Here is a 23,959-nt window from a genome sequence, read left to right as displayed (position 1 = left end):
TCGCTATTAATTTAGTGCTATTCCACAGGCAACCCCGCCAGTTATCATTGCTCCGATACCACCCAATAATACTTTCAGCCAAGGGTTAACGTTAAATGTAGATTCCTTATTATTGGATTTCATAATCGAACCGATGATGATAACCAAAAGTGCTATTCCAATGACTATAGCACCCCCAAACAGTAAAAACAGACCTAACGTAGCTGTGTTTTCCGAACCAAATGACCCTTCAAGTAAATACATAATTTAGACCTTCCTTTCTATATGCGCATTCTTCAATAAATAAATATAATAAATTATCACGATAAGACAGGTAATTTGTATGGTACTCATCCCAAAAAGAATGATTGCCCTTGGCTTGATAAAATCCAATAAAAAACGAAAATTAAAATAACTGAGCATAAAAAGCTGAAAGAGGACGCCATTTTGGAATATAAATCTTCGTTTAAACCACTGTAATGAAATAAATAGCAAGATCAAAAATGCAATTTCGTATAACGCTACCGGATGTCTTCGATAAGCATCACCAAGGTACATCCCCACTGGGCATTCCGTAGGCAAGCCATAGGTCTGCTCAAATATCCCTGTATAAAAACAGCCTATCCTGCCAATCATAATCGCAACAATCAGGGGAAATACCATCAGATCACCGGTACTCTCTTTTTTGCCCAAGATTTTTTTTATCAGTTCCACCCCGAGCAGTCCGCCGGCCAGACCGCCTACAATGGTATTATTTAACCAGATGTAACGTATTTTGCTCACTGCACTCAACAATTCCTCGGGACGTTCCAGCGAACCAATGGTATGGGATCCGATCAAGGCGCCTAAGGCCGCCGCTATAACAATCAAAAGTGAATTGGTATGCCCTAAACTCTCCTTATCCTTCCATTTCAGCAGCTGATAATAGCGCATCCCCATAAACATCCCTAATCCTTCCATAAACGGATGTAAGAGAAAGGTTTTTCCAAATAGATCAATAGTAACCGGAAATTCTATTGCTGTAAGCATAAACAAGTATACAAAAGACATTTCAGATATCGATAAACGAAAAAACGAAAGCCGGTTCATAAAATGTACCGGCTCTCTAAATCTGTTTTCGTCTAAAATTGGCGCTTACAATTGCTCACTATAGACAAATCTTATTTCCTCCCTCAAATTGTAGCGGGAGGCCATGACTTCTCCATAGGCTCCAGCGGAACGGATAGCGATCAGGTCACCACGTTTTGATACGGGCAAAGGCACTTCCTTTCCAAAGCAGTCCGAAGATTCACAAATTGGCCCGACAACATCATAGTTTAGCGCTTCCGCCCCCGTGCCTTCACTGATATTTTCCATTTTATGATAAGCCTGATACAAAGCCGGACGCATCAATTCAGTCATTCCCGCGTCCAGTACCAAAAAGTTTTTCTTGACGCCATTCTTGACATATAATACACGGCTCACTAAGCTTCCACACTGAGCAACCAAAGCTCTACCTAACTCAAAATGAACTTCCTGATGGGGTTTGCGCTCCAAGAAACGGTCAAAAATATCGAAATAGGTTTCAAAATCCGGAATCGGATTACCATCCGGATCTTTATAGTCTATCCCAAGCCCCCCACCGACGTTCAACACACGTATCTTTGTCCCGCGTTCCTCAAACCAGTTCTTCCACTCATTGACTTTTACACACAAACTTTTGAATACCGTCATATCGGTAATCTGAGAGCCCACGTGAAAGTGTAATCCTACCAACTCTATAAAATCACATTTCTTAAGAACAGCAGCGCATTTCTCTAAATCGGCATTTGGAATACCAAATTTGTTCTCGTCGAGTCCGGTTGTTATATAATGGTGGGTATGCGCATCAACATTGGGATTTATTCGCAAAGCAACATTGGCTTTTACACCTTGTTTTGAAGCCAGTTCGTTGATAACTTCAAGCTCCTGAATAGACTCTACATTGAATGCAAAGATATTTTGCTGTAGTGCGTAATTAATCTCCTTATCCGATTTTCCAACACCGGCAAAAGTAATATTTTGCGGTGCAAAGCCACACTCAATAGCCTTTTTCACCTCATTGCCACTCACACAGTCGGCCCCAAAGCCGATCTGTTGAATTGCCTTGAGTAACACATCGTTAAAATTAGCCTTCAATGCATAATGAACGTGGAATCCTCTCTTATGAGAAGCTGCATAAGCTGCTTCCAAGGTTTTGTTTAACACGGCCAGGTCGTAGTAATAAAACGGCGTTTCTTTTTCTCCAAATCTTGCCGCAATAGCTGTATTTATCATATAAAAAAGCTTCTTTCTTAAAATAAACGATTATGCAATGAACGTAAAGCCTCTGTTTTATGATCTGAGTTCAAAAGAATGGACACATTAAAGTCCGAACCACCGTAAGAAATCATGCGCACCGGGAGATGTTTTACAGCATCAAGTACGCGTGCGGCATAACCGTGGCTGTTCAAACCAAAGTCACCGACAACACAGACAATTGTCTGATCGCCATCTACGGTAACAGAACCAAAGTCTTCCACTTCCTTAATAATATCGGCTAAATTTGTCGTATCATCTATGGTCAATGATACCGCAACTTCTGAAGTAGTAATCATATCGATAGGTGTTTTATAGCGTTCGAAAATTTCGAAAACGCGACGCAAGAAACCGTAAGCAAGTAACATTCTTGAGGAATGAATATGAATGGCGGTGATACCGTCTTTTGCAGCGATTGCCCTGATACAACCTTTTTGTGCACCATCTTTGCTAATTAATGTTCCTTTGGCATTCGGTTCCATCGTATTTAACAGACGGACCGGCACATTGTATTTTTGTGCAGGAAATACAGATTGTGGATGCAATATTTTTGCCCCAAAATAAGCTAATTCGGCAGCCTCGTCAAAGCTAAGATGCGCAATTGGCGTGGTTCCTTTTACGACACGCGGATCGTTGTTGTGCATACCGTCAATGTCTGTCCAGATCTGAACTTCATTGGCACGGATAGCTGCTCCGATCAATGAAGCTGTATAATCCGATCCACCGCGGCGCAAGTTATCAATTTCACCAAATGAATTTCTACAGATGAATCCCTGTGTGATAAACAAAGTATTCTCCGGGTGCTGAGCCAAAATTGTGCTCAATTTTTCACCGATATATTCCACCATTGGCTCATTGTCCTCATCGATTTTCATAAAATCCAATGCCGGTAACAAGACGGATGAGATACCGATTTCATTGAGGTAAAAATGCCATAATGCGGTAGACATCAATTCCCCTTGTGCCAAAATAATTTTTTCTTCAATTGGCGTAAACAGCTCATTTGCCAAGCTGGAAATTAGGTTAAAATGATAATCAATGAGCTCCTTGCCATTTTTATAGCCAGCTTCAGTATTAAAAAGTTCCTTAATAAGGTCTTCGTACTTATCCTTGTGCTTCTTGATCAAATCCTTAGCCTCGTCCTTCTTACCTACTGTGTAAGCCTGACCGATTTCCACTAAAGCATTTGTCGTTCCAGCTACCGCGGACAACACAACGATCTGACGTTCCGTAGGGTTTACAATATCCAACAACCCTTTGATACGTACTGCACTTCCTACTGAAGTACCACCAAATTTTAAAACTTTCATACTAAAGTTACAATTATTAAATTTCTGTGCGCCAATATAGGCAATTCATGAATTTATATTAAAAAAAATGCGGCACAAAATCATGAAAGTTTTGTGCCGCATATATTTATTCTATGCGGAAGAATTACTTCTTCAAGTTTTCGATCAGTAGACCGGCCAATTCTTCGCCGATTCTTTCTTGCGCTTCATTTGTCGCTGCGCCAATATGTGGTGTCAACGAAATCTTCGGATGTTTTAAAATTTCCTCACGCGGTGTAGGTTCGTTGTCGAACACATCTAAACCCGCAAATGCAACTTTGCCAGCATCCAATGCCTTCACCAACTCCAGCTCATCAATAACGCCACCTCTGGAAGCGTTCACTAAGCCAACACCATCTTTCAATAATGGGAATTCCGCAGCACCGATCGCTGGTTTATCCAAAAACGGTACATGCAAAGAGATAAAGTCAGAAACCTTCAACAAGTCGGTCATTTCCACCTGTTTGATCGGAACCTCAACCTGGATACCCTCTGAAAGCTCAATGGTAAGTCCTTTCGGGCCTTCAAACAGATCTGTATAAACGACATCCATTCCCAGACCGATGGCGATCTTAGCGACCTCACGACCGATACGCCCAAAACCTACGATACCGATTGTTTTTCCGCGTAGTTCAGTTCCCGAACCGTACGCCTTTTTCAAAACACCGAATTTGGTATTTCCTTCAACAGGCATTTTCCGGTTGGAGTCATATAAAAACCGTACACCATTCAATAGGTGCGCAAAAACCAATTCAGCAACGGATAAAGACGATGCAGCTGGTGTATTGACGACAGCAATGCCTTTTGAACGCGCATATTCCACGTCAATATTATCCATACCTACTCCACCACGACCAATTACTTTCAGATTAGGACAGCCGTCGATCAATACCTGACGGACTTTAGTCGCACTGCGTACAGTGATCGCATCGTAGGCAAGTAGCTTTTCAGCCAACTCTTCCTGTGGTATATGGTTTGTATCTACAGTATGACCAGCATCTTCCAACATTTTCTTTCCTAGTGGATCGATACCGTCATTTGCTAATATTTTCATTTTTATAAGTATTTATGTGTGTCAATTTTCATTGTATAAATGAATCTTTGACATCCTGTTTATTTTGTATAGATAAATAGGCCAGATTTCATGGAGTCTACTGTTGTGGTTTCAATGAAGCTGATCCTTTCATTACGATTTTTTAATCAATTCTATGAGTTGTGTGTATCTTCAAATTCCTTCATGGCATCAATCAATGCGTTCACGCTGCTCAATGGCAATGCATTATAAATCGAAGCTCTGAAGCCACCTACCGAACGGTGCCCTTTGATACCAATAAGATTACGTTCCTTTGCTAAAGCCAAAAATTCCGCTTCCAGCTCAGGCGTATCCATGACGAATGTCACATTCATGCGCGAACGGTCTTCAACAGCAGCAGTACCTTTGAATAAAGGGTTGCGGTCGATCTCATCGTATAGAGCACGTGCTTTAATGATATTTTCCTGCTCCAAAACAGCGACGCCACCTTTTGCTTTTAACCAACGTAAATTCAACATCGAAACAAAGATCGAATATACCGGCGGTGTGTTGTACATGGAGCCACCATTGATGTGCAACTGATAATCTAACATCGAAGGCAATACACGTCCTGATTTACCCAAAATATCATCTTTCACAATAACCAACGTCACACCGGCAGGGCCCATATTTTTTTGCGCTCCAGCATAGATCAAATCGTAATCTGCAACATTGATCTCGCGGGAAAAAATATCAGAAGACATATCAACAACTACGGGCAAATCTGTAGCCGGTTTTTCAAACACCTCGGTACCATAAATTGTATTATTTGCCGTATAGTGAAAATAAGCCGCATCTGCCGGAACTGAATATCCTTTAGGAATATAAGAATAGTTTTTATCTATCGAGGAGGCTACAACATCTACCGTTCCGAATTTCTTCGCTTCTTTTAAAGCCTTTGTCGCCCATACACCTGTATCTAAATAAGCAGCTTTACCGCCTTCAGGTAAAAGGTTTAGGGGGGCCATTGCAAATTGTAGACTAGCGCCACCTTGCAAGAAAAGAATCGAATATCCTTGTGGCACGGCTAATAGTTCGCGTACTAACTGAGTCGCCTCATCTATCACTGCTTCAAACTCTTTGGAACGGTGAGAGATCTCTAAAATTGATAAACCTGTGTTGTTAAAATCAATTACAGCTTCTGAGGCTTGTTGAAATACTTCCTTTGGCAGAATACATGGACCTGCTCCAAAATTATGTTTCATTGATGTTATAGTTTGTTTGATTGCCCTTTCTGAACCCTAGTAAAGCAATCTGTTGTTTTAAAAACCAAAGGTAAAATAAAATTATATATTTTTCAACTATTCTGTTTTTTTATTGATAATTTACAAAATTCTGATTCATTTCAATAAAAATATCACACAACAAGATCGCGATTGGTTATTAAAATAATCAAAGAAGAAGCACCTTCCAAGCCATATCTAATTGATTATCTTGCAAATACTCTTTCGCTTTAAGCTGAAGATGGACATTGCGGGAAGATTGGTCACCGATGAAGGCATTTAATAATTCATAAATTTCAGGCAGGGATGTAATTTCATCCACTTCTTGCGGTGTAGGCAAACGGTCTATCTGAGCCAGTTTAATTTTGTCTTCCGTGCTAAAAACGGTGGATTCTTTTACAAAAGGGGGAAGTTGATCACAATGCATAAAAAAGCAGAAATTTTAATCTAATTTCTGCTTAATATCTTAAAAAAGAAAATTCTTATAATTTTTCAATGATCCGATCTGCGAACTCACTGGTTTTCACCAATGTTGCATCATCCATCAGATTATAAAAATCCACAGTCACCGTTTTTGCGATAATAGTCTCCGCCAGCGCCTTTACAATTTCCGCCGCAGCTTCCGTCCAACCCAGATACTCAAACATCATGACACCGCTAAGGATCACTGATGAAGGATTCATTGTATTTGTATTTGCAAATCGCGGCGCTGTACCATGAGTAGCTTCAAAAACGGCATGACCGGTCTTAAAATTGATATTGGCTCCTGGTGCTATTCCAATCCCCCCAACCATGGCCGCGAGCGCATCGGAGATATAATCGCCATTTAAATTCAAGGTTGCCACCACCGAAAAATCACGTGGATTGAGCAAGATCTGTTGCAGGAAGTTATCCGCTATGATATCTTTAATCAAGATCTTGCCCGAAGCCAAAGCATCCTTTTGTTCCTGGTTGGCAGCAGTCTCGCCTTTCTCGGTTTTTGTTCGCTCCCATTGGCCCCAGGTATATGTCTTATCCGCAAATTCAGACTCCGCAACTTCAAAGCCCCAGATTTTGAAAGCTCCCTCGGTATATTTCATAATATTCCCTTTGTGCACAATTGTAACTGAAGGTAATGCATAATGAATGGCATGTTCGATCGCCGCACGAACTAAACGCTTGGATCCCTGCTCAGAAACCAATTTCACCCCCACTCCTGTGGTACTCGAAAAACCATAATCAATATCAAGTTCGTCATGCAGAAAATCTTGTAGTTTATTGGATTCAGCACTCCCTGCCTGAAACTCTATACCGGCATAAATATCTTCGGTATTTTCCCTAAATATCACCATATCGACATATTCAGGATGTTTAACCGGAGACGGCACACCTTTAAACCATTTTGTCGGTCGTTGACAGACGTAAAGATCCAAATCCTTACGCAAGGCAACATTCAATGAGCGAATGCCCCCACCTACCGGAGTAGTCAATGGGCCTTTTATACCAACAAGATATTCCCGCAATACATCTAATGTCGCTTTGGGCAACCATTCACCGGTTGAATTAAAAGCTTTCTCACCTGCCAATACCTCCTTCCAGATGACTTTTCGCTGTCCCTGGTAGGCCTTCTCCACAGCTTTATCAAAAACACGCTCTGCGGCATGCCATAGATCTGGACCTATACCATCGCCTATGATAAACGGAATCGTTGGGGAATCTGGAACATGTAACGTTCCGTCATTGGACATTGTAATCTTATTTGACATAAATCTGTGTTTTTAGCGGATAGCAATTACCCTTTATTAAACATATTTCCAATCTCTTTACTAATCTTTCGGAATATCGGAGCAGCCTCGACGTCTTCATATTCGTCAATATGCGCATTCTCTATCCTACTAGGAAACACCAAAACAAGGTTTTCGTTTGCATAGAGGCGATCTAATTTTTTTGCCACCCCATCTAGCGAATCACGGTAGGAAACTTCACCATTTCGAGCAGATACAAAAATGAACATGGAATCTTCTTCCTTATAAGCTTTCAGCCCTTGTAAATTATCCCAATCATCGTATTGTTTAAAGGCAACAGGAACAGAGTTTTTTATTTCCTCAAGATGGGCCTTAATGGCAGATTCAGACCGTGAATCAACGACAAAAGAAATTGGTACAGATAACTCCTGTGCAAGCTTAATCACTTTCTCCAGCCAATATTCAAAACCAAACTCAGCCTCACACATTGGCGGAGCAAACACAACAATAGATTTATTGGAGATAAATGGTTTTTTAAAATGACAGATCATCACGTTGGCAGATGTCCTGTTAAGAATGCTTTCTGTTTTTTCGCCAACAAATTTATCCATAAAATTGGCTGCACTTGGCCATCCCAGCACGATACAATTTGCAGAAACCTCTTTTGCTGACCTGGCCACTCCACTGGCAATATTCAAGTCTATTGTTGCGCTGATATTGACGTTCGTCTCTGAACCAGAAGCATAACGCACCATATTATCTAAATTCTTGCGTGCTCGGCTCATATTCAGTTGCGCTTGTTCATTATCCTTTACTACCGAAACAATATTCACTGGATAGGTACATTTTTTACTCTTTATGTAGGTCGAGAAATCAAGTATTGGCTCCATGTTATCCATATTTGCAATAGAGATCAAAATGTTTTCATCTTGATCTTTTACAACATCGGTATGCTCTTCATCCTGTTCGCCATCCATAACCACTTTTTTGGATGCATTTCCTGTGACGATGGTAGCAACAATACAAGTGACCAGAATGAGCAAAATTGTACCATTGAGAACATTTTCATCGATAATCCCATTCTTGTGACCAACCATAATAACAGCTAATGTAGCTGCAGCATGCGCACTGCTCAAGCCAAAGATCAGGTTACGCTGCCCACGACTATAATTGAATATTTTCTGGGTAAGCCAAGCAGCCACATATTTTCCTACAATGGCGACGATCGTGAGTGTACCAGCTATAATTAATGCCTGAGGTCCCTTCAAAATAACACTTACATCCACAATCATACCAACAGATATAAGGAAAAAAGGAATGAAAATGGCATTACCAATGAATTCAATTCTATTCATCAGTGCTGAAGAATGTGGAATCAATTTATTCAAAGCCAAACCCGCCACAAACGCTCCGATAATGGGTTCCAAACCTGCAATTTCTGCCAGAAAGGCAGCAAAAAACACAACGGAAAGTACAAAAATATAGTTTGCGGTCTTTTCGCTGCCTAGCCGCTCAAAAAACCATTTTGCAATCCTTGGGATAATACCAAACATAATAAAAAGGAAAATCGCAAAGGAAATCCCGAGTGTAACCCAAAATTCATTTCCTATATTCCCTTGTGAGACACCTGTGATGACAGCTAAGATAATCAGCACCGCCGTATCGGTCAGGATCGTTCCACCAATTGTAATTGCCACCGCTTCCATCTTGGATATCCCGTAACTATTCACTATAGGATATGACACCAAGGTATGGGTCGCAAACATACTCGATATTAACAAACTCGCCAGCACATCATAGCCCAACAGAAAATGGCAGACAGGATAACCAATGCTTATGGGAACGATAAATGTAAAAAAACCAAATAGTAAGCTTTTATTTTTGGTCTTTTTAAATTCATTCATGTCCAATTCCAGACCGGCAATAAACATAATGTATAAAAGACCTATTGTTGAAAACAGATTAATGGCTGAATTTTTCTCCAGCCAATTTAATCCGTGGGGTCCAATAATAACGCCGGAGATAATTAGTCCAATAATACCCGGCACCTTAATTGGCCGAAGTATAATGGGGGAAAGAAGGATAATAAAGAGTACCAGTGAAAAAATAAGTACGGGATTTTGTAAAGGCGCTTCAAAAGCGTGGGAAATATGCTCGAAAGTTTTATTCATATGTGCTCGTATGCTATCGGTAAAATATATCTAGTTATTTCCTTACTAGCCGAAAATAGCTAACAGCTCTAAAAATACGATTTTTCCAGTAAAACGAGTCCTAAAAAAGGGCCTACTTAAAAGAAATTGCTTTTATCGGACTAATCTGGGTGATTAACATCGAAGGAATGAACAAGGAAACCATTCCAATGAAGACTACGGCAAGATTAACTAGAATCACATCCGACCAATAGAGTTTTACGGCAACATAAGAAATATAATAAGTCTGCTCATCCAGCTTGAAAAAGTGTGTATAATCCTGTAGAAAATAAAAGCCCAATCCGATAATATTCCCGATCAGTAAGCCTAGGCCAATTAGATATAAAGCACTATACATAAATACCCGTCGAATACCTGCATTACGATAGCCCAATGCCTTTAAAATACCGATCATGGATGTACGTTCTAGAATCGTAATCAATAATGCAGAAATCATATTGATAATAGCCACTACAGTCATCAATATAAAGATGATCTTGGTATTCATATCCAATAGATCCAGCCATTGGAAAATATCAGGTACCTGATCTTTAATATTGATTGCCTGCATATCAATCGGTAGCAAATCCTCTATTTTGCTTGCTGCCTGTTCAAGTTGATTGAAATCCTTTATCCGAATTTCATACCCCCCCACTTCGTTGTCATCAAGATTGCTCAACTTCCTAATAACCTTCAAGGACCCGATCACATAAACCTTGTCTAGCTCCTCTGAACCAGTATTAAATATTCCCTTAATAACAAACTTCCGCTTACGGATAGGCTCTTGAACAAAATACATAATGAAGTCATCACCTACTTTTAAGAGAAGCCTGTCGGCCAGATATTTAGAGATTAGAATCTGATTGTCGACATCCTCAGATTTAAAGTCTATCGTATTCCCCTCGAGCAACATGTTGTTTATTGGTTGCTGATCATATAGCGAATCTATTCCTTTCAAAACAACCCCTTCCACCTCGTCGTTCACATTGATGATGCCAGCTTTTGTCGCAAAAGGATTGATAGAATACACCTCTGGATTCGCTAATATAGACTTATGTAGTTGGGGTGTAAGTGAAATGGGTGAATTTTCGTGGGATTTATTGAGGTCATAGCGCAACACCAATACATCAGCAAAAAATCCACGCTGTTTGCTAATGATCTCTCCCTTAAATCCGCGCAAAACAGCAATAGAGATAATAATGGCAGCAATGGCTAGCGCAATTGCACCAATTGTAACCCGAACGATCAATTTTGAGAAAGTCCGTTTACCGGAAAATGCTATTCGATTTGCTAAAAAATAAGGAAAATTCAAGCTTTCAATATATTTATGTAACTTCGCAAAGTTATAAAAATTTGTTATTTACAAAACTGTAATAACAAATAATTAGTGCTTTCACGGCGGATTGATAATCTGCCAAACTATTGATTGATTTTAAAAAAATTATAAAAAAACACCTGTACTATGCGTATTATTTTCATGGGAACACCTGACTTTGCGGTTGCTTCACTTGAAGCACTCATTCAATCCGGCGAACAAGTCGTTGCAGTCGTTACAGTACCGGACAAGCCTGCAGGCCGTGGGCAGAAAATACAGGAATCAGCCATTAAAATATACGCTACACAACATCATATCCCCGTTCTTCAACCGGTCAAACTTCGGGACGAGGCTTTTCTCGCCGAACTAAAAAATTATCAGGCGGACCTTCAGGTCGTAGTCGCATTCCGCATGTTGCCCGAAGTGGTTTGGAATATGCCAAAATACGGTACGATTAACGTCCACGCTTCTTTACTTCCACAGTACAGGGGTGCCGCACCGATCAATCATGCCATTATAAACGGTGAAAAAGAATCTGGGGTGACCACATTCCTATTGCAGCATGAAATTGACACAGGAAATATACTGTTGGCTGAAAAAGTTGACATCCGTGAAACAGATACTGCCGGAAATCTTCATGACAACCTCATGCATGCAGGAGCCCGAACATTGCTTCAAACAATCAAGGAGTTAAAAGCAGGAACTTTGCAACCTAAAAGCCAAGATGACATCGTCCCAACAACCGCATTGAAGCATGCCCCAAAAATCTTCAAAGACGATTGTAAAATCAACTGGGATCAATCTACCGATGTTGTTTATAACTTTATACGCGGGCTTAGCCCCTACCCAACAGCATTCACGACTCTGAATGACAAAGTATTAAAAATATATAAAACCGAAAAAGAGAAAATGGCTACCGTTACTGTCCCCGGAACAGTCGAGACAGACCAAAAAAACTATTTAAAATTTGCGACGCAAGATGGCTATATCAGCGTATCTGAACTCCAGCTGGAAGGCAAGAAGAAAATGAACGTGGTAGACTTTTTAAAAGGCTATAGATTCTAGTTTTTCTCGTCACCGCCATCATAATATTGCAACAGATCACCAGGCTGGCAGTCTAGTGCTCGACATATCGCTTCGAGTGTATCCAGACGTAAAGCCTTAGCCTTTTGATTTTTTATGATCGAAAGATTAGAAAGTGTAATCCCTACACTGTCACTCAATTGGTTAAGTGACATTTTTTTGTCTTTCATTATTTTATCCAAATGAATTAAAATTGGCATAGTATAATTTTTATTCTTCTAAATTTATTTAATGTCTCTAGTAAAACAAAACATATATCTTTTTGTTTTATCATAAAATTATCATTTTAAAATAAATTGCTAGCATACAATTTATGTAACACATCTGATATCATTAGATAAATTACTTAAGGATAGAAAAAAATAAAAACTGTTAGGTCTTTAAATATCAATCAGTTGAATATTTAAGCAGCAATATAGAAAGAAAAACAATATTAAGTGGAATAGTTTTTGATAGTGTAAAATGAAGGTTCACAAAATCATAACTCATTATAGATGAGAGGATAGATAATCCATTTTCCATTAATAATTCAAAAATTTTTCGTATTTTCGCAAACATTTCTTAGAGAGGAGAATTAATAAAAATTAATGAGACAGCTCAAAATTACACAATCTATCACCAATCGTGAGTCCCAATCTTTGGATAAATACTTACACGAAATTGGTAAAGTAGACTTAATTACAGCAGAAGAAGAAGTAGAATTAGCACAGCGCATCCGCGAAGGCGATCAAGTTGCCTTGGAAAAATTGACTAAAACCAACCTTCGTTTCGTAGTATCAGTAGCAAAACAATATCAAAATCAAGGATTGACCTTAGGTGATTTAATCAATGAAGGCAACCTGGGCTTAATTAAAGCAGCTAAACGTTTTGACGAAACAAAGGGTTTTAAATTTATTTCTTATGCCGTTTGGTGGATTCGCCAATCTATTCTTCAGGCAATTGCTGAACAATCACGTATCGTACGTCTGCCATTGAACCAGGTAGGTTCTCTAAGCAAAATCAGTAAGGCTTTCTCAAAACTAGAACAAGAATACGAGCGGGAACCATCTCCAGAAGAATTGGCAGATATCCTTGAAACCACGGTTGACAAGGTTTCGGATACCTTAAGTAACTCTGGCCGTCATGTATCTATGGATGCACCATTTGTTCAAGGTGAAGAAAACACACTCTTGGATGTATTGGAAAACCATGATCCAGACACGGATAGTTCTTTAATTGATGAATCTCTTTCAGAAGAAATCAAGCGATCATTGGCAACTTTAACAGAACGTGAACGTGAAATCATCGTTCTATTTTTTGGATTAGGCTCCAATCACCAATTGTCGCTCGAAGAAATCGGCGAGAAATTCAATTTGACACGTGAACGCGTGCGTCAAATTAAAGACAAAGCTCTTCAACGTTTGAGACACACGTCAAGAAGCAAAATCTTAAAATCTTATTTAGGTTAAAAGAGATATTTATTGAAATTTTTGGCAATCCCAATCAGAAATGATTGGGATTTTTTTATGAAATAATAAAGGCTGTCTATCGTAATAAACAGCCTTTATCCTCCTCGGGTACGGTACATACCTAAGAATATTCTTTATTTAGAATCTGGCATCAAAATAAATTCGAAAAGTCGCTCTTTCTTCAGATATTTCTCAGCTATCTCCTGCACTGACTTCGGTGTAACTTTATTCAAGTTTTCCATCCGACGCGTATATCTATTGATATCTAGATTGTTTTGATAAGAACTGGAAATATAATTCAGCCAATAGCCGTTCTCCCGCAAGTTTAATTCGTTCTGTCTTTTTTGTTCAGCGACAAATTTCTCGATATCCACCTTATCTGGGCCTTGATCCTGTATCTTTTTCACTTCGTCCAAAGCCGAACTAATCAGTGGGTCAGTTTTATCCACTGCCGAACCAAAACCAATTGAAAATGCATAGCGTGGCTTAGGAAGCTTATTGAAACTGGCTCGGGCGCCAACCCCATAAACACCCCCTTCTTTCTCGCGCAGCCTTTCGAGCAATTTGATTGTCAATACACTTTCTAGAGCTTCCATATTGACATTCTCATTCTCGCTATAATTATAATCACCATAATAAGCCAATTGCGTACTTGCCTTTTCTTCCTTGCCTTTATGCACAACAACACGTTCTCCCTTACTCGGTTCCAGAATATTTAAATCTTTGTAATTCTCACCGCGCTTGGAAGCAGGTAAAGAAGCAAGATAAGTTTCAATAAAGGGTTTAATTTCATTTTCATCAAATGATCCTACAATAGTAAAGACGAAATCTGAAGCATCTGCAAATCGCTCTTTATAAATTGCCAATGCACGATCACGCTCAATTTTTGTAAGCGTCTCGACAGTAGCATTTTGTCGGCGAACATTATTCCCATAGAGCACCTCCTTTACTTTATCCGAAAAAACATTATTTGGATTGCTCAATCTATTCTCCAATGATCCTTTCGCTCTGGTCATTGTACTTTGGAAAACGTCAGTATCCAAACGAGGTTCTGTAAAATACCCATAAATTAACTCGAAAGCATTCTTTAGACCTTCTTTATCCGTGCTACCAGAGATACCTTCATATCGTTCGGAAATATAAGGTGAAATCGAAACCTCTTTCCCGGCAAGATATTTTGTCAGCTCGACATTGCTCATCTGCCCGACACCGCTCGCATCGACCAATGAAGAGGCATTTGAAGCAGAGAAGTAATCAGCATCAGTATACAGCGACGTTCCCCCAGGGCTATAGGCCATAATCTGGATTTCGTCATTCTTAAAATCTGTAGGTTTTAAAATCACCTTCACGCCATTGCTCAAAACCAATTCTTTAGCTTGGACAGCTCCGATATCCTTTGAAGACACGATCGTACCCTTAGTAGGTTCTTTGGAAAGCAAAGGAAGATTGGAAACCTTATCCTCATAAGCAGAAACCGGACTATCTTCGACCGCCTTCACCCACCCCAAAACAGCTTGTTCTGTAGGCAGGTTCGCTTTTTCCTTTTCTGGCCCCATAATCAATATGTCACGATTTAAATCAGTGTAATATTTTTTGACAAGGCCATTCACCTCTTCTAATTTCAAAGTGGGCAACAATTGTGTCGTTAAGCGATACGAAACTTCATTGCTCAAGGCCGGTTCATTGTCAATAAAATAATTCAGATAACGATTGACATAGCTGTCAGATTTTTTCTTATCCCGCTCGATATAGGCCATTTCATTTCCTTTCTTCATATCGGCAAGCGCACGATCCAATTCTGTCTGCGTGAAACCATATTTTTGGATACGCTCAAATTCAGTCAGCATGGCCTTAAATCCAGACTCCAGTTCACCCGGTTTAGGCACAACCAATAAAGAGAAGGTATTTAAATTCGCTACAAAATCACCAATACTACCACCAGCTTGCATAAAAGGCGGATTCGGTTGCTGCATCAGTTCAGAAAAACGGCCAGCAATCATCTGATTAAAAATATTTTTGAGTAATTCGTTACGGTAGTCTCCAACAGTCAAAACCTTGTCTTTCTCATTTTTGATTAAGACCTGAGCGACAGTATAAGGCAATTCTGGATCCGAAATAGCCAGAAACTGGTTCTTATTCAATAAATCTACCCGGTACTCTTTCCGTTGGGGCACCTTCTTCGGCATGGTCATATCCGAAAATAATACTTTCACTTTTTCCTCAATTGCTTTCGGATCAATATCACCTACAATAATGAGCGCTTGAAGATCTGGTCGATACCAATCCTGATGAAATTTGCGTATTTCAGTATACGGAAAAGTCTTTAAAATTTCTTCGGTACCAATTGGCAAACGTTTTGAATAAAGGGATCCGTTGAGTACCATTGGAAAATATTGATCTTGCAGACGTTGTTGCACCCCCCTTCCGCCACGCTTCTCTTCCAAAATTACACCACGCTCCTTATCAATCTCTTCCCCATCCAATAGGGCATCCTGTGCCCAATCACGCATGACCTGAAGCCCGTTTTCCAACAATTCTGGATCATCTGATGGTATAGGTAACTGATAGACTGTCTGATCAAAGCTGGTATAAGCATTCAAATCCGAACCGAACCGTACACCCGCTTTCTGAAGGTAATTGACAAGTTCATTTTTTGGGAAATGCTTCAGACCATTGAAGTTCATGTGTTCCAAAAAATGCGCTAATCCCAGCTGTTTTTCATTTTCTAAGATTGAACCAGCTTTCATACCCAAATACATCGTAACGCGCCCCTTGGGCTCGATATTTTTCCGGATAAAGTATGTAAATCCGTTCTTCAATTTACCGGTGACAACTTCGTTGTCGAAAGGTAATTTTTGATTTAGGGCCAAACTATCCTGTGACAAGACGGCTCGGGCTTGTGTCGTCAAGGAGGTAGGCATCTTTGCTTCTACCCCATAAAAAGTTGCAGGGAGTAAAAAGGCTAATGCGAGTGGTTTAATGAATCTCATACAAATGAATTTCTTTTTTTTAGTCAGTTATTCTTTGTTACTTGTTTTATAATAGGGTTAATGGACCTGGAGACCAATTGTCCCCGCAAGTAGTAAAATATGGATAAATACATTTTCATATCACATACAGGATGGAGCATCCGATCGTATTGCTTATGATTGTAAGAAATCCGTCTAAAAATACAGAATATCTTTCAAAAAGAAGGATAGTTAATTGTAATTTTGTTGCAAATGAATTTCAGCAGCTGGCAGATCATTAAAGAAGATTTCGAACAATTCCTAAAGTTCGAACGAGGTTTAAGCATCAATTCGATCGATGCTTACCTAAACGATGTCTCAAAATTCCAGATCTATTGTGAGGACAACGGCCTCGTTTTAAATCAGGTTGTCCGCAAGGATATTCAGAATTTTTTACTATGGCTACAGGAATTCAATATCTCACCATTTACACAATCTCGCTTAATTTCTGGGCTAAAAACCTTTTTTAGCTTTCTGATGATCGAACATGAGCTGGACAAGAACCCAACAGAGCTGTTGCAGGCACCGCGACTGTCTAGAAAACTTCCGTGTGTACTGAGTATTCATGAGATAGATCAATTGATCGCTGCCATAGATCTATCTAGCCCCGAGGGCGAGCGTAACAAAACAATTATCGAAGTGCTATATGGCTGTGGACTGCGTGTATCCGAACTTGTCAATCTCAAGATATCCAATTTGTTTCTGGACGTAGAGTTTATCAAAGTAGAAGGAAAAGGCAACAAAGAACGATTAATTCCAATAGGTCAGCAGGCGATCAAACATTTAAGGCGCTATCTAGATTCCGTCAGAACTCAAATTAAAATCAAAAATGGAAATGAAGACATTGTATTCCTCAATAGAAGAGGTTCCGCATTATCCCGAGTAATGATCTTTCTTATTATTAAGGAACTCGCTCAAAAAATTGGGCTACAAAAAACAATCAGTCCACACACCTTTAGGCATAGTTTCGCCTCTCACCTCGTTGAAGGTGGCGCTGATCTAAGGGCGGTACAAGATATGCTGGGGCATGAAAGTATTACCACAACCGAAATATATACGCATATTGATCGGGATTATCTACACGCCGTCATTACACAATACCATCCCAGATCTTAATCTGCAATCGGGTGAGCAAGTCAACACATATGTTATAAAATAGTTGCCGAGCCACTGCAATGATTTTTTTCTCTCCTAAACCCAATGAAATTTGGAGTCTGGATAAAGCATCCGAGTCAACAGTAAGGTACAGCTTAAATACAGCCTCAAATACATGTTACTAATAAACAAAAAGTTAGATCAGAAAACCGGAATGGAACAAATTATAAAAGCTGAGACAGCTAAAACAAGGATAACCATGCTCCTGAAATCCCCGGTTCAAAAGTTTAAATTTTATCGCAAAGATTATTTGTAAGATCTGGAAAATAGTATATCTTTGCGACACGTTCCCGTAGTTCAATGGATAGAATTTCAGATTCCGGTTCTGAAGATGTGGGTTCGACCCCCGCCGGGAACACATCCTATTTAACACTAAAAAAGACGATCAATTAATCGTCTTTTTTAGTGTTAAATAAATGGGTAATGTGCGCAACAATCTTCATTTTGCATGAGGCTATAGTTGTGGCATACAATCAGCCCCCTGTTAAGCTTGGGAAAATCCTTTCTGCAGCAATTTATGTTGAGATGCCGTAAATATGTTCCGAAATAAAATATTGATCTCACTGTCAGCTTCTGCACCCGCAATTCCGGTATAAGGATAGAGTTTAATTACATTTGACAAAATAGTTTCTACAAAATCCCGACTTTCTATCGCTATACGCGCATATAAAGAGGAATTATCAAGCTCATTTTTGAGATTCTCCCAAGAACGAGCAGCCAAATCCATGACAGAATGCGTGCTGTCGATATATTCCTGCTGCATTTCATCCAATTTCCGAAAAGCAGCTTTACTTTCCATTTGCTCCCATTTCCCCTGATTAGACTTCAATACAAATAACTTTTCGATCAGATCCAAAAACCGATGATACATCCCCATAAAGTTTACCAATAAGGTCAATTCTGCAAATGGCATAAAAGGGTATTGATAAAGCAGCTCAGTCCGTGTACTTTTTGACGCATCGATAAAAAATGACTGATTCTCAGCCACGCATGTATTGTCCAGCGAAAAGGAATGCGATGCTGTCGCCTCCAGGCCAAATGTATCCCAATCATAATGAATCAATACGAATTCACGCGCCACAAAGAAAGATTTTACAAGTGGATTTCCCCCCTCATCCAATAGCTGTTGGCCATCCTCCTGAATATAGGCGTTCAAGGTAAAATGTGTCAGGTGGGGAGCTCCGGTGGCATATTTCCAAAGCCCTTTCAGGCGATAAGATTTTCCCTCACGTTCAGCGACACCGGCAACCTGCCCACTCCCACCAAAACATACCGTTTTTGAGTTGAAAATATCCTGCCCTACCACTGGATCAACAAAGCCAACAAAAAGATTCGCGCCAGCACATAAAGTTACTGTCCACGCCAATCCTCCATCCCAGTAGGCCAGCTCCTTCAACAGAGAAAGCCCTCCGACCAAATCCAGCCCCAGCCCATTCAGAGATCGTGGTACCCAGATTTTAAACCACTTGTTCCTATATATCAGTTCAAGCTGCTCATCAGACAAACTCTTTTGCTGAATTCCTTTACGTTGCTGATCCCTAAGAACAGCAATATCCCCATCAATCAGCTGCATATCTCTTTTCATCACTTAATATTCTCCGCCAATTAAAATAGCCACTAAAAGCCATCACAAATAAAAATAAGGTTAAACCAGCATACAGGAATAAGCCCTTGTGCATAAGCAAAGGAATCGCCATCAAGTTACTGATGTTCAGCAAAATCCAATTTTCAAGTTTACGTTTCGCCAGCAGCCACATTCCTGCCCAGGCTGTACAGGAAACAAAGGAATCCCATAGCGGAACATCTGAATCTGTTAAATGTACCAGACCAAAATAGAACGATAGAAAGCCTGCTACACAGATAAAACCAACAATCTGCCAATCTGTGGCTGTACTACGAGTGATCAGTAAACTATTATCGCTGCTATATTTCCAATAGATCCAGCCATAAATGCTCATGACAAGATAATACAGGTGTAACAGTATTTCGGCATATAATTTTGCATGGAACAAGACATATACCGAGATGATGATACCAATAACCCCAAAAAGGTAATTGACCGATTTATTCTGCCGCGAAAACCAAACCTGCAAGATACCAAAACATACCCCCAACCATTCGGCTATGGTGGCTTGTTGTATTTGTTTAATAAAAGCTTCGAAAATTGTCTCAGAAGTCATTTAATTGTTTATTATTTCGTGTAATTACATAATAAACTTATGAGCGGAAAAACGGATGTTTTTATTGAAATTAAAATCCCTACGCCAGCATTATCCGGATCAGGTATATAAAAGCGATTGTACAAGGTCGAACAATCGCTTTTATTGGGTATAATCTCAGCCCAGATGACATTGTCATTTCCGAGCACCCCATAAGTATATTGTTTATGAAATTAATCTATATCAATTAATTTCAATGCTTTATGCGTACGGATACGTGTCTCCCGACAAAGCTCCGCATCATCATTTAATGACTTGCCATGTGAAGGAATCATCTCACGAAGTTTTTTGCGGTATTCATCTGATTTAGCACGCTCAGGGAAACATTTCTTCAAGAGACTAATCATGATCGCTACCGAAGTAGATGCACCCGGTGACGCGCCCAATAAGGCAGCAATAGAACCATCTGCACTCGATACCACTTCGGTACCAAACTCTAAAATTCCCCCTTTTTTCTCATCTTTTTTAATCACCTGTACACGTTGGCCAGCTTTTTCGATAACCCAATCTTCTAGTTTAGCGGTAGGCATAAATTGTTTCAGCGACTCCAATTTATCTTTAGGAGATTTCATAACCTCTGTAATCAGATATTTGGTCAATGGCAAATTATCAAGTCCAGCGGATAACATCGGACGGATATTGGATAATTTGATTGATGCCGGTAAATCAAAATATGAACCTTGTTTCAAAAATTTAGTTGAGAAACCTGCATAAGGACCAAAAAGTAAAGCTTGTTTACCATCGATATAACGAGTATCCAAGTGCGGTACAGACATCGGTGGTGCGCCAACAGATGCTTTACCATATACTTTAGCATGATGCGTATTGATAATTTCCTCGTTTACGCATCGCAACCATTGTCCTCCTACAGGGAATCCACCGTAACCTTTTGCTTCTGGAATACCTGATTTCTCCAGCAATAACAACGAGTGACCTCCAGCGCCTATAAAAACAAACTTCGCTTTTAACTCTCTTTTCACCCCAGTTTTCAGATCTTTCACTTCAATTTCCCAACGGCCATCATCCTCACGGTCGATATCGACTACTTCATGGTTTAAGGAAATTGAAATATTTTCTTTGTTGGCCAGGTTATTAATCAAATCACGTGTCAATGAACCGAAATTCACATCAGTACCTAAATCCATCTTGGTAGCAGCGATTTTCTCGCTTGCATCCCGCCCTTCCATCATCAGCGGAATCCATGATTTCAACAGCTCAGCATCTTCAGTATACTCCATACCTTTGAACAAGTTTTGGGTAGTCAATGTCTCCCATCTCGTTTTTAGGAATTTAATATCTTTTTCACCAAAAACCGCACTCATGTGTGGAATGCTGCGGATAAAATTCTCCGGTTGGGCAATAATGCCTTTATCAACCAAATACGACCAAAACTGCTTAGATACTTCAAATTGCTCCGCAATTTTAACAGCTTTATCAACTTTTACCGAACCATCTTTTTGTTCCGGTGTATAATTCAATTCGCACAAGGCCGAGTGGCCTGTACCAGCATTATTCCAAGCGTCAGAGCTCTCAGCCGCCACAACATCCAAACGCTCAAGAATTTCAATATTAACGTCTGGGCTTAATTCATTGATTAGAGTACCCAAAGTAGCACTCATAATACCGGCGCCGATTAGAACAACGTCAACTTCTTTATTTGATTTTTTGCTCATGTTTTTGTGATTGATGCAAATTTAATATAGTTTTTGGTAAACCCCCAAGTCTTTTGTCAAAAAACTGTACTTTTTAGAAACACTTATTCAAAAATACCATTGATTTATTAAAATAATCCTAAGTATTGGCAAAATCTCCATTTTATGAGTTTCCAAACATCTACCCGTGATATCGTGTATATTGAGGACCATGAATTAGCCCAATCACAAGAATAAACATTGTTTTTTAAGGCCTTATTTATGGAAAGATTTTGTGTTATAATATAGTTTTAACATTTTTGCAAAAACATCAACGAATAACATTACACTCTTATATGAAACTACTTGAAGGAAAAATTGCTTTGGTAACTGGAGCATCAAAAGGAATTGGAAGAAAAATTGCCGAAGTGTTTGCACAACACGGTGCCAATGTCGCTTTCACTTACCTTTCGTCTGTAGAAAAGGGACAAGCGCTGGAAAAAGAGCTTCAAGCCTACGGAACAAAAGTAATCGGCTACCGTTCTGATGCTTCAAAATTTGAAGAAGCAGAACAGTTGATCAACGCGATCGTTGCAGATTTCGGGAGCCTGGATATCGTAGTCAATAATGCCGGAATCACCAAAGATGGTCTATTGATGCGCATGACTGAAGAAAACTGGGATGATGTATTGAACGTTAACTTGAAATCCGTATTTAATGTTACAAAAGCTGCTTCAAAAATAATGATGAAAAGCCGAAAAGGTTCATTTATCAATATGTCTTCTGTTGTTGGCGTCCAAGGTAATGCTGGTCAAGCAAATTATGCGGCTTCTAAAGCAGGTATCATAGGATTCACCAAATCCATTGCAAAAGAATTAGGCTCACGCAATATTCGCGCTAACGTTGTTGCTCCCGGATTTATCCGTACGGAAATGACAGATATATTAGACCCTAAAGTGATCGCAACATGGGAAGCCGGAATTCCATTGAAACGTGCCGGATCTCCAGAAGATGTCGCCAATGCATGTTTATACCTTGCATCTGATTTATCCGCGTATGTCACTGGACAGGTTCTTCCTGTTGATGGTGGTATGCTGTAACATATAACTTTCAAAATAAAAGTGCCTGTTGCTGAAATTCGGTAACAGGCGCTTTTACATTATTCCGAAGCTGAGCTCCGGCTTTGCAACTCAATATTTCTAAATTTTAGCTAATTTTGTCCAACAAATTTAAATGCTATGACGAATTGGACGGATTTTCTTGAGATTAAAACAGAAGACGATTTTAATCAACATTGTTTAGAGACTTATCACTTCCAGCTGCAGCATTGTCAGGTTTACCGCGACTATGTTTCGCTGATAGGTAAAGAAAAAAATCAAGTCCAGCATTACACCGACATCCCCTTCCTGCCAATCGAATTTTTTAAAACACAAAAAGTATTGGCTGCCGGAATGGACCCACAAATTGTATTTTCAAGCTCAGGGACAACAGGGATGATTACCTCAAAACACCTTGTCGCTGATGTCGGCATATACGAACGTACCTTCCGAAAGATCTTTGAAGACTTTTACGGACCCCTTGAAAATATCGCCATCCTGGCCCTTCTCCCTTCCTATCTGGAAAGAAGCGGATCATCGTTAATATATATGATTGATGATTTAATGAAACAGAGCAAACAAGCAGAAAGTAATTATTTCCTTTATAATCATCAGGAGCTACACGATACACTGATACAACTTAAAAATAAAGGGATCAAAACCATCCTTTTTGGCGTCACTTATGCCCTGCTTGATTTTATTGAGCAATATGCTTTTGAGTTTCCAGAATTGATTATTATGGAAACTGGCGGCATGAAAGGTAAACGTAAAGAAATGGTTAAACAGGAAGTTCACCAATTGCTTGAGGATGCTTTTAAGGTCAATGGGATCCATTCGGAATATGGCATGACCGAATTACTGTCGCAGGGCTACTCTTCGGGTCAAGGGATTTTCCATTTGCCTAAATGGATGAAAGTACTGATACGTGACACAAATGATCCACTGAGTTTAATCTCTTCCGATAGCACAGGCGGGATTAATGTCATCGACCTGGCCAATCGGTACTCATGCTCATTTATAGCAACACAGGATTTGGGAAAAGTATACCAAGATGGCTCATTTGAGATATTGGGTCGCTTTGACCAAAGCGATATTCGGGGCTGCAATTTATTGGTTCAATAAAAACACCCCAAAAGTTTTATTCAACTTTTGGGTGCAGTTCAAGTATAGCG

The 23,959-nt window shown here is 39.6% G+C and carries 20 protein-coding genes and 1 tRNA gene; 6 read left to right on the top strand and 15 right to left on the bottom strand.

Translation table 11 applies throughout. From position 1 onward, the window contains the following. Positions 1-6: 6 nt before the first annotated feature. The 10 genes from HPC41_RS17160 to HPC41_RS17115 all read right to left on the bottom strand — a co-directional run bounded on the left by HPC41_RS17160 (position 7) and on the right by HPC41_RS17115 (position 11,143). The gene (locus HPC41_RS17160; protein ID WP_172395232.1) at positions 7-243 is read right to left on the bottom strand and encodes a hypothetical protein; all 237 of its coding nucleotides are present in this window, start codon (positions 241-243) and stop codon (positions 7-9) included. Positions 244-246: 3 nt separating this feature from the next. Further along, the gene (locus HPC41_RS17155) at positions 247-1,008 is read right to left on the bottom strand and encodes a prolipoprotein diacylglyceryl transferase (RefSeq protein ID WP_172395231.1); all 762 of its coding nucleotides are present in this window, start codon (positions 1,006-1,008) and stop codon (positions 247-249) included. 105 nt (positions 1,009-1,113) lie between these two features. After that, complete coding sequence (lysA, locus tag HPC41_RS17150; RefSeq protein WP_172395230.1) at positions 1,114-2,274, bottom strand: diaminopimelate decarboxylase; 1,161 nt, start codon at positions 2,272-2,274, stop codon at positions 1,114-1,116. Between the two features lie 17 nt (positions 2,275-2,291). After that, positions 2,292-3,605 carry an aspartate kinase gene (locus HPC41_RS17145; RefSeq protein WP_172395229.1) on the bottom strand — a complete coding sequence of 438 codons (1,314 nt, stop codon included), beginning with the start codon at positions 3,603-3,605 and terminating at the stop codon, positions 2,292-2,294. Positions 3,606-3,729: 124 nt separating this feature from the next. Continuing rightward, on the bottom strand, positions 3,730-4,677 hold the full coding sequence (locus HPC41_RS17140; RefSeq protein ID WP_172395228.1) for a D-2-hydroxyacid dehydrogenase: 948 nt from the start codon (positions 4,675-4,677) through the stop codon (positions 3,730-3,732). 152 nt (positions 4,678-4,829) lie between these two features. Beyond that, the gene (gene serC / locus HPC41_RS17135) at positions 4,830-5,900 is read right to left on the bottom strand and encodes a 3-phosphoserine/phosphohydroxythreonine transaminase (protein WP_172395227.1); all 1,071 of its coding nucleotides are present in this window, start codon (positions 5,898-5,900) and stop codon (positions 4,830-4,832) included. A gap of 187 nt (positions 5,901-6,087) precedes the next feature. Beyond that, positions 6,088-6,345 carry a hypothetical protein gene (locus HPC41_RS17130; RefSeq protein WP_172395226.1) on the bottom strand — a complete coding sequence of 86 codons (258 nt, stop codon included), beginning with the start codon at positions 6,343-6,345 and terminating at the stop codon, positions 6,088-6,090. Between the two features lie 55 nt (positions 6,346-6,400). Beyond that, entirely contained in the window at positions 6,401-7,663 is a 1,263-nt protein-coding gene (gene icd, locus HPC41_RS17125; RefSeq protein WP_172395225.1) for an NADP-dependent isocitrate dehydrogenase, read from the bottom strand. A 26-nt stretch (positions 7,664-7,689) separates the two neighbouring features. Then, a complete protein-coding gene (locus tag HPC41_RS17120) occupies positions 7,690-9,813 on the bottom strand; it encodes a cation:proton antiporter (protein ID WP_172395224.1) in 2,124 nt (707 codons plus the stop codon). Between the two features lie 112 nt (positions 9,814-9,925). After that, positions 9,926-11,143, bottom strand: coding sequence for an ABC transporter permease (locus HPC41_RS17115; RefSeq protein ID WP_172395223.1), 1,218 nt, complete (start codon positions 11,141-11,143; stop codon positions 9,926-9,928). Between the two features lie 150 nt (positions 11,144-11,293). On the opposite strand from HPC41_RS17115, the gene fmt reads away from it, so the two are divergent. Then, positions 11,294-12,211, top strand: a complete 918-nt coding sequence (gene fmt / locus HPC41_RS17110; protein WP_172395222.1) for a methionyl-tRNA formyltransferase — start codon at positions 11,294-11,296, stop codon at positions 12,209-12,211. Here the strand turns inward: fmt and HPC41_RS17105 are convergent. Further along, entirely contained in the window at positions 12,208-12,429 is a 222-nt protein-coding gene (locus HPC41_RS17105) for a helix-turn-helix domain-containing protein (RefSeq protein ID WP_172395221.1), read from the bottom strand. The two genes, fmt and HPC41_RS17105, sit on opposite strands and share 4 nt — an antisense overlap. A 387-nt stretch (positions 12,430-12,816) precedes the next feature. Here HPC41_RS17105 and HPC41_RS17100 point away from each other — a divergent pair, with 387 nt between their 5' ends. Next, positions 12,817-13,677, top strand: coding sequence for a sigma-70 family RNA polymerase sigma factor (locus HPC41_RS17100; RefSeq protein ID WP_028068906.1), 861 nt, complete (start codon positions 12,817-12,819; stop codon positions 13,675-13,677). A 134-nt stretch (positions 13,678-13,811) separates the two neighbouring features. Here the strand turns inward: HPC41_RS17100 and HPC41_RS17095 are convergent, their stop codons facing one another. Continuing rightward, positions 13,812-16,667, bottom strand: coding sequence for a M16 family metallopeptidase (locus HPC41_RS17095; RefSeq protein WP_172395220.1), 2,856 nt, complete (start codon positions 16,665-16,667; stop codon positions 13,812-13,814). A gap of 231 nt (positions 16,668-16,898) precedes the next feature. Here HPC41_RS17095 and xerD point away from each other — a divergent pair, with 231 nt between their 5' ends. Both xerD and HPC41_RS17085 read left to right on the top strand, forming a co-directional pair. Further along, complete coding sequence (gene xerD / locus HPC41_RS17090; RefSeq protein ID WP_172395219.1) at positions 16,899-17,801, top strand: site-specific tyrosine recombinase XerD; 903 nt, start codon at positions 16,899-16,901, stop codon at positions 17,799-17,801. A 325-nt stretch (positions 17,802-18,126) separates the two neighbouring features. Further along, positions 18,127-18,198 (top strand) — tRNA-Arg (locus tag HPC41_RS17085). 126 nt (positions 18,199-18,324) lie between these two features. On the opposite strand, the gene HPC41_RS17080 is transcribed toward HPC41_RS17085, so the two are convergent. The 3 genes from HPC41_RS17080 to HPC41_RS17070 form a co-directional block, all read right to left on the bottom strand. Beyond that, entirely contained in the window at positions 18,325-19,425 is a 1,101-nt protein-coding gene (locus HPC41_RS17080) for an acyl-CoA dehydrogenase family protein (RefSeq protein ID WP_172395218.1), read from the bottom strand. After that, positions 19,400-20,020: a nicotinamide riboside transporter PnuC gene (gene pnuC / locus HPC41_RS17075; protein ID WP_172395217.1), complete on the bottom strand. Its 621-nt coding sequence runs from the start codon at positions 20,018-20,020 to the stop codon at positions 19,400-19,402. The genes HPC41_RS17080 and pnuC overlap by 26 nt, the downstream gene beginning before the upstream one ends. 212 nt (positions 20,021-20,232) lie before the next feature. After that, positions 20,233-21,732 (bottom strand): malate:quinone oxidoreductase, encoded by a 1,500-nt coding sequence (locus tag HPC41_RS17070; protein WP_172395216.1) that lies wholly within the window; start codon positions 21,730-21,732, stop codon positions 20,233-20,235. Positions 21,733-22,046: 314 nt separating this feature from the next. On the opposite strand from HPC41_RS17070, the gene fabG reads away from it, so the two are divergent. Together fabG and HPC41_RS17060 are read left to right on the top strand one after the other, a co-directional pair. Then, complete coding sequence (fabG, locus tag HPC41_RS17065; RefSeq protein WP_172395215.1) at positions 22,047-22,790, top strand: 3-oxoacyl-[acyl-carrier-protein] reductase; 744 nt, start codon at positions 22,047-22,049, stop codon at positions 22,788-22,790. 138 nt (positions 22,791-22,928) lie between these two features. Further along, positions 22,929-23,909, top strand: a complete 981-nt coding sequence (locus HPC41_RS17060; protein WP_172395214.1) for a LuxE/PaaK family acyltransferase — start codon at positions 22,929-22,931, stop codon at positions 23,907-23,909. Positions 23,910-23,959 lie beyond the last annotated feature (50 nt).

This window comes from Sphingobacterium prati, assembly GCF_013167215.1.
Taxonomy (GTDB): domain Bacteria; phylum Bacteroidota; class Bacteroidia; order Sphingobacteriales; family Sphingobacteriaceae; genus Sphingobacterium; species Sphingobacterium prati.
Note: the sequence above shows the minus strand (reverse complement) of the source record. Positions and strands in the feature narration are given on the sequence as shown.

What these genes read in the sequence shown, in the direction of transcription:
- HPC41_RS17160 (WP_172395232.1), bottom strand. Translation starts at nt 243, where the DNA reads ATGTATTTACTTGAAGGGTCATTTGGTTCGGAAAACACAGCTACGTTA.
- HPC41_RS17155 (WP_172395231.1), bottom strand. Translation starts at nt 1,008, where the DNA reads ATGCTTACAGCAATAGAATTTCCGGTTACTATTGATCTATTTGGAAAA.
- lysA (WP_172395230.1), bottom strand. Translation starts at nt 2,274, where the DNA reads ATGATAAATACAGCTATTGCGGCAAGATTTGGAGAAAAAGAAACGCCG.
- HPC41_RS17145 (WP_172395229.1), bottom strand. Translation starts at nt 3,605, where the DNA reads ATGAAAGTTTTAAAATTTGGTGGTACTTCAGTAGGAAGTGCAGTACGT.
- HPC41_RS17140 (WP_172395228.1), bottom strand. Translation starts at nt 4,677, where the DNA reads ATGAAAATATTAGCAAATGACGGTATCGATCCACTAGGAAAGAAAATG.
- serC (WP_172395227.1), bottom strand. Translation starts at nt 5,900, where the DNA reads ATGAAACATAATTTTGGAGCAGGTCCATGTATTCTGCCAAAGGAAGTA.
- HPC41_RS17130 (WP_172395226.1), bottom strand. Translation starts at nt 6,345, where the DNA reads ATGCATTGTGATCAACTTCCCCCTTTTGTAAAAGAATCCACCGTTTTT.
- icd (WP_172395225.1), bottom strand. Translation starts at nt 7,663, where the DNA reads ATGTCAAATAAGATTACAATGTCCAATGACGGAACGTTACATGTTCCA.
- HPC41_RS17120 (WP_172395224.1), bottom strand. Translation starts at nt 9,813, where the DNA reads ATGAATAAAACTTTCGAGCATATTTCCCACGCTTTTGAAGCGCCTTTA.
- fmt (WP_172395222.1), top strand. Translation starts at nt 11,294, where the DNA reads ATGCGTATTATTTTCATGGGAACACCTGACTTTGCGGTTGCTTCACTT.
- HPC41_RS17105 (WP_172395221.1), bottom strand. Translation starts at nt 12,429, where the DNA reads ATGCCAATTTTAATTCATTTGGATAAAATAATGAAAGACAAAAAAATG.
- HPC41_RS17100 (WP_028068906.1), top strand. Translation starts at nt 12,817, where the DNA reads ATGAGACAGCTCAAAATTACACAATCTATCACCAATCGTGAGTCCCAA.
- HPC41_RS17095 (WP_172395220.1), bottom strand. Translation starts at nt 16,667, where the DNA reads ATGAGATTCATTAAACCACTCGCATTAGCCTTTTTACTCCCTGCAACT.
- xerD (WP_172395219.1), top strand. Translation starts at nt 16,899, where the DNA reads ATGAATTTCAGCAGCTGGCAGATCATTAAAGAAGATTTCGAACAATTC.
- HPC41_RS17080 (WP_172395218.1), bottom strand. Translation starts at nt 19,425, where the DNA reads ATGAAAAGAGATATGCAGCTGATTGATGGGGATATTGCTGTTCTTAGG.
- pnuC (WP_172395217.1), bottom strand. Translation starts at nt 20,020, where the DNA reads ATGACTTCTGAGACAATTTTCGAAGCTTTTATTAAACAAATACAACAA.
- HPC41_RS17070 (WP_172395216.1), bottom strand. Translation starts at nt 21,732, where the DNA reads ATGAGCAAAAAATCAAATAAAGAAGTTGACGTTGTTCTAATCGGCGCC.
- fabG (WP_172395215.1), top strand. Translation starts at nt 22,047, where the DNA reads ATGAAACTACTTGAAGGAAAAATTGCTTTGGTAACTGGAGCATCAAAA.
- HPC41_RS17060 (WP_172395214.1), top strand. Translation starts at nt 22,929, where the DNA reads ATGACGAATTGGACGGATTTTCTTGAGATTAAAACAGAAGACGATTTT.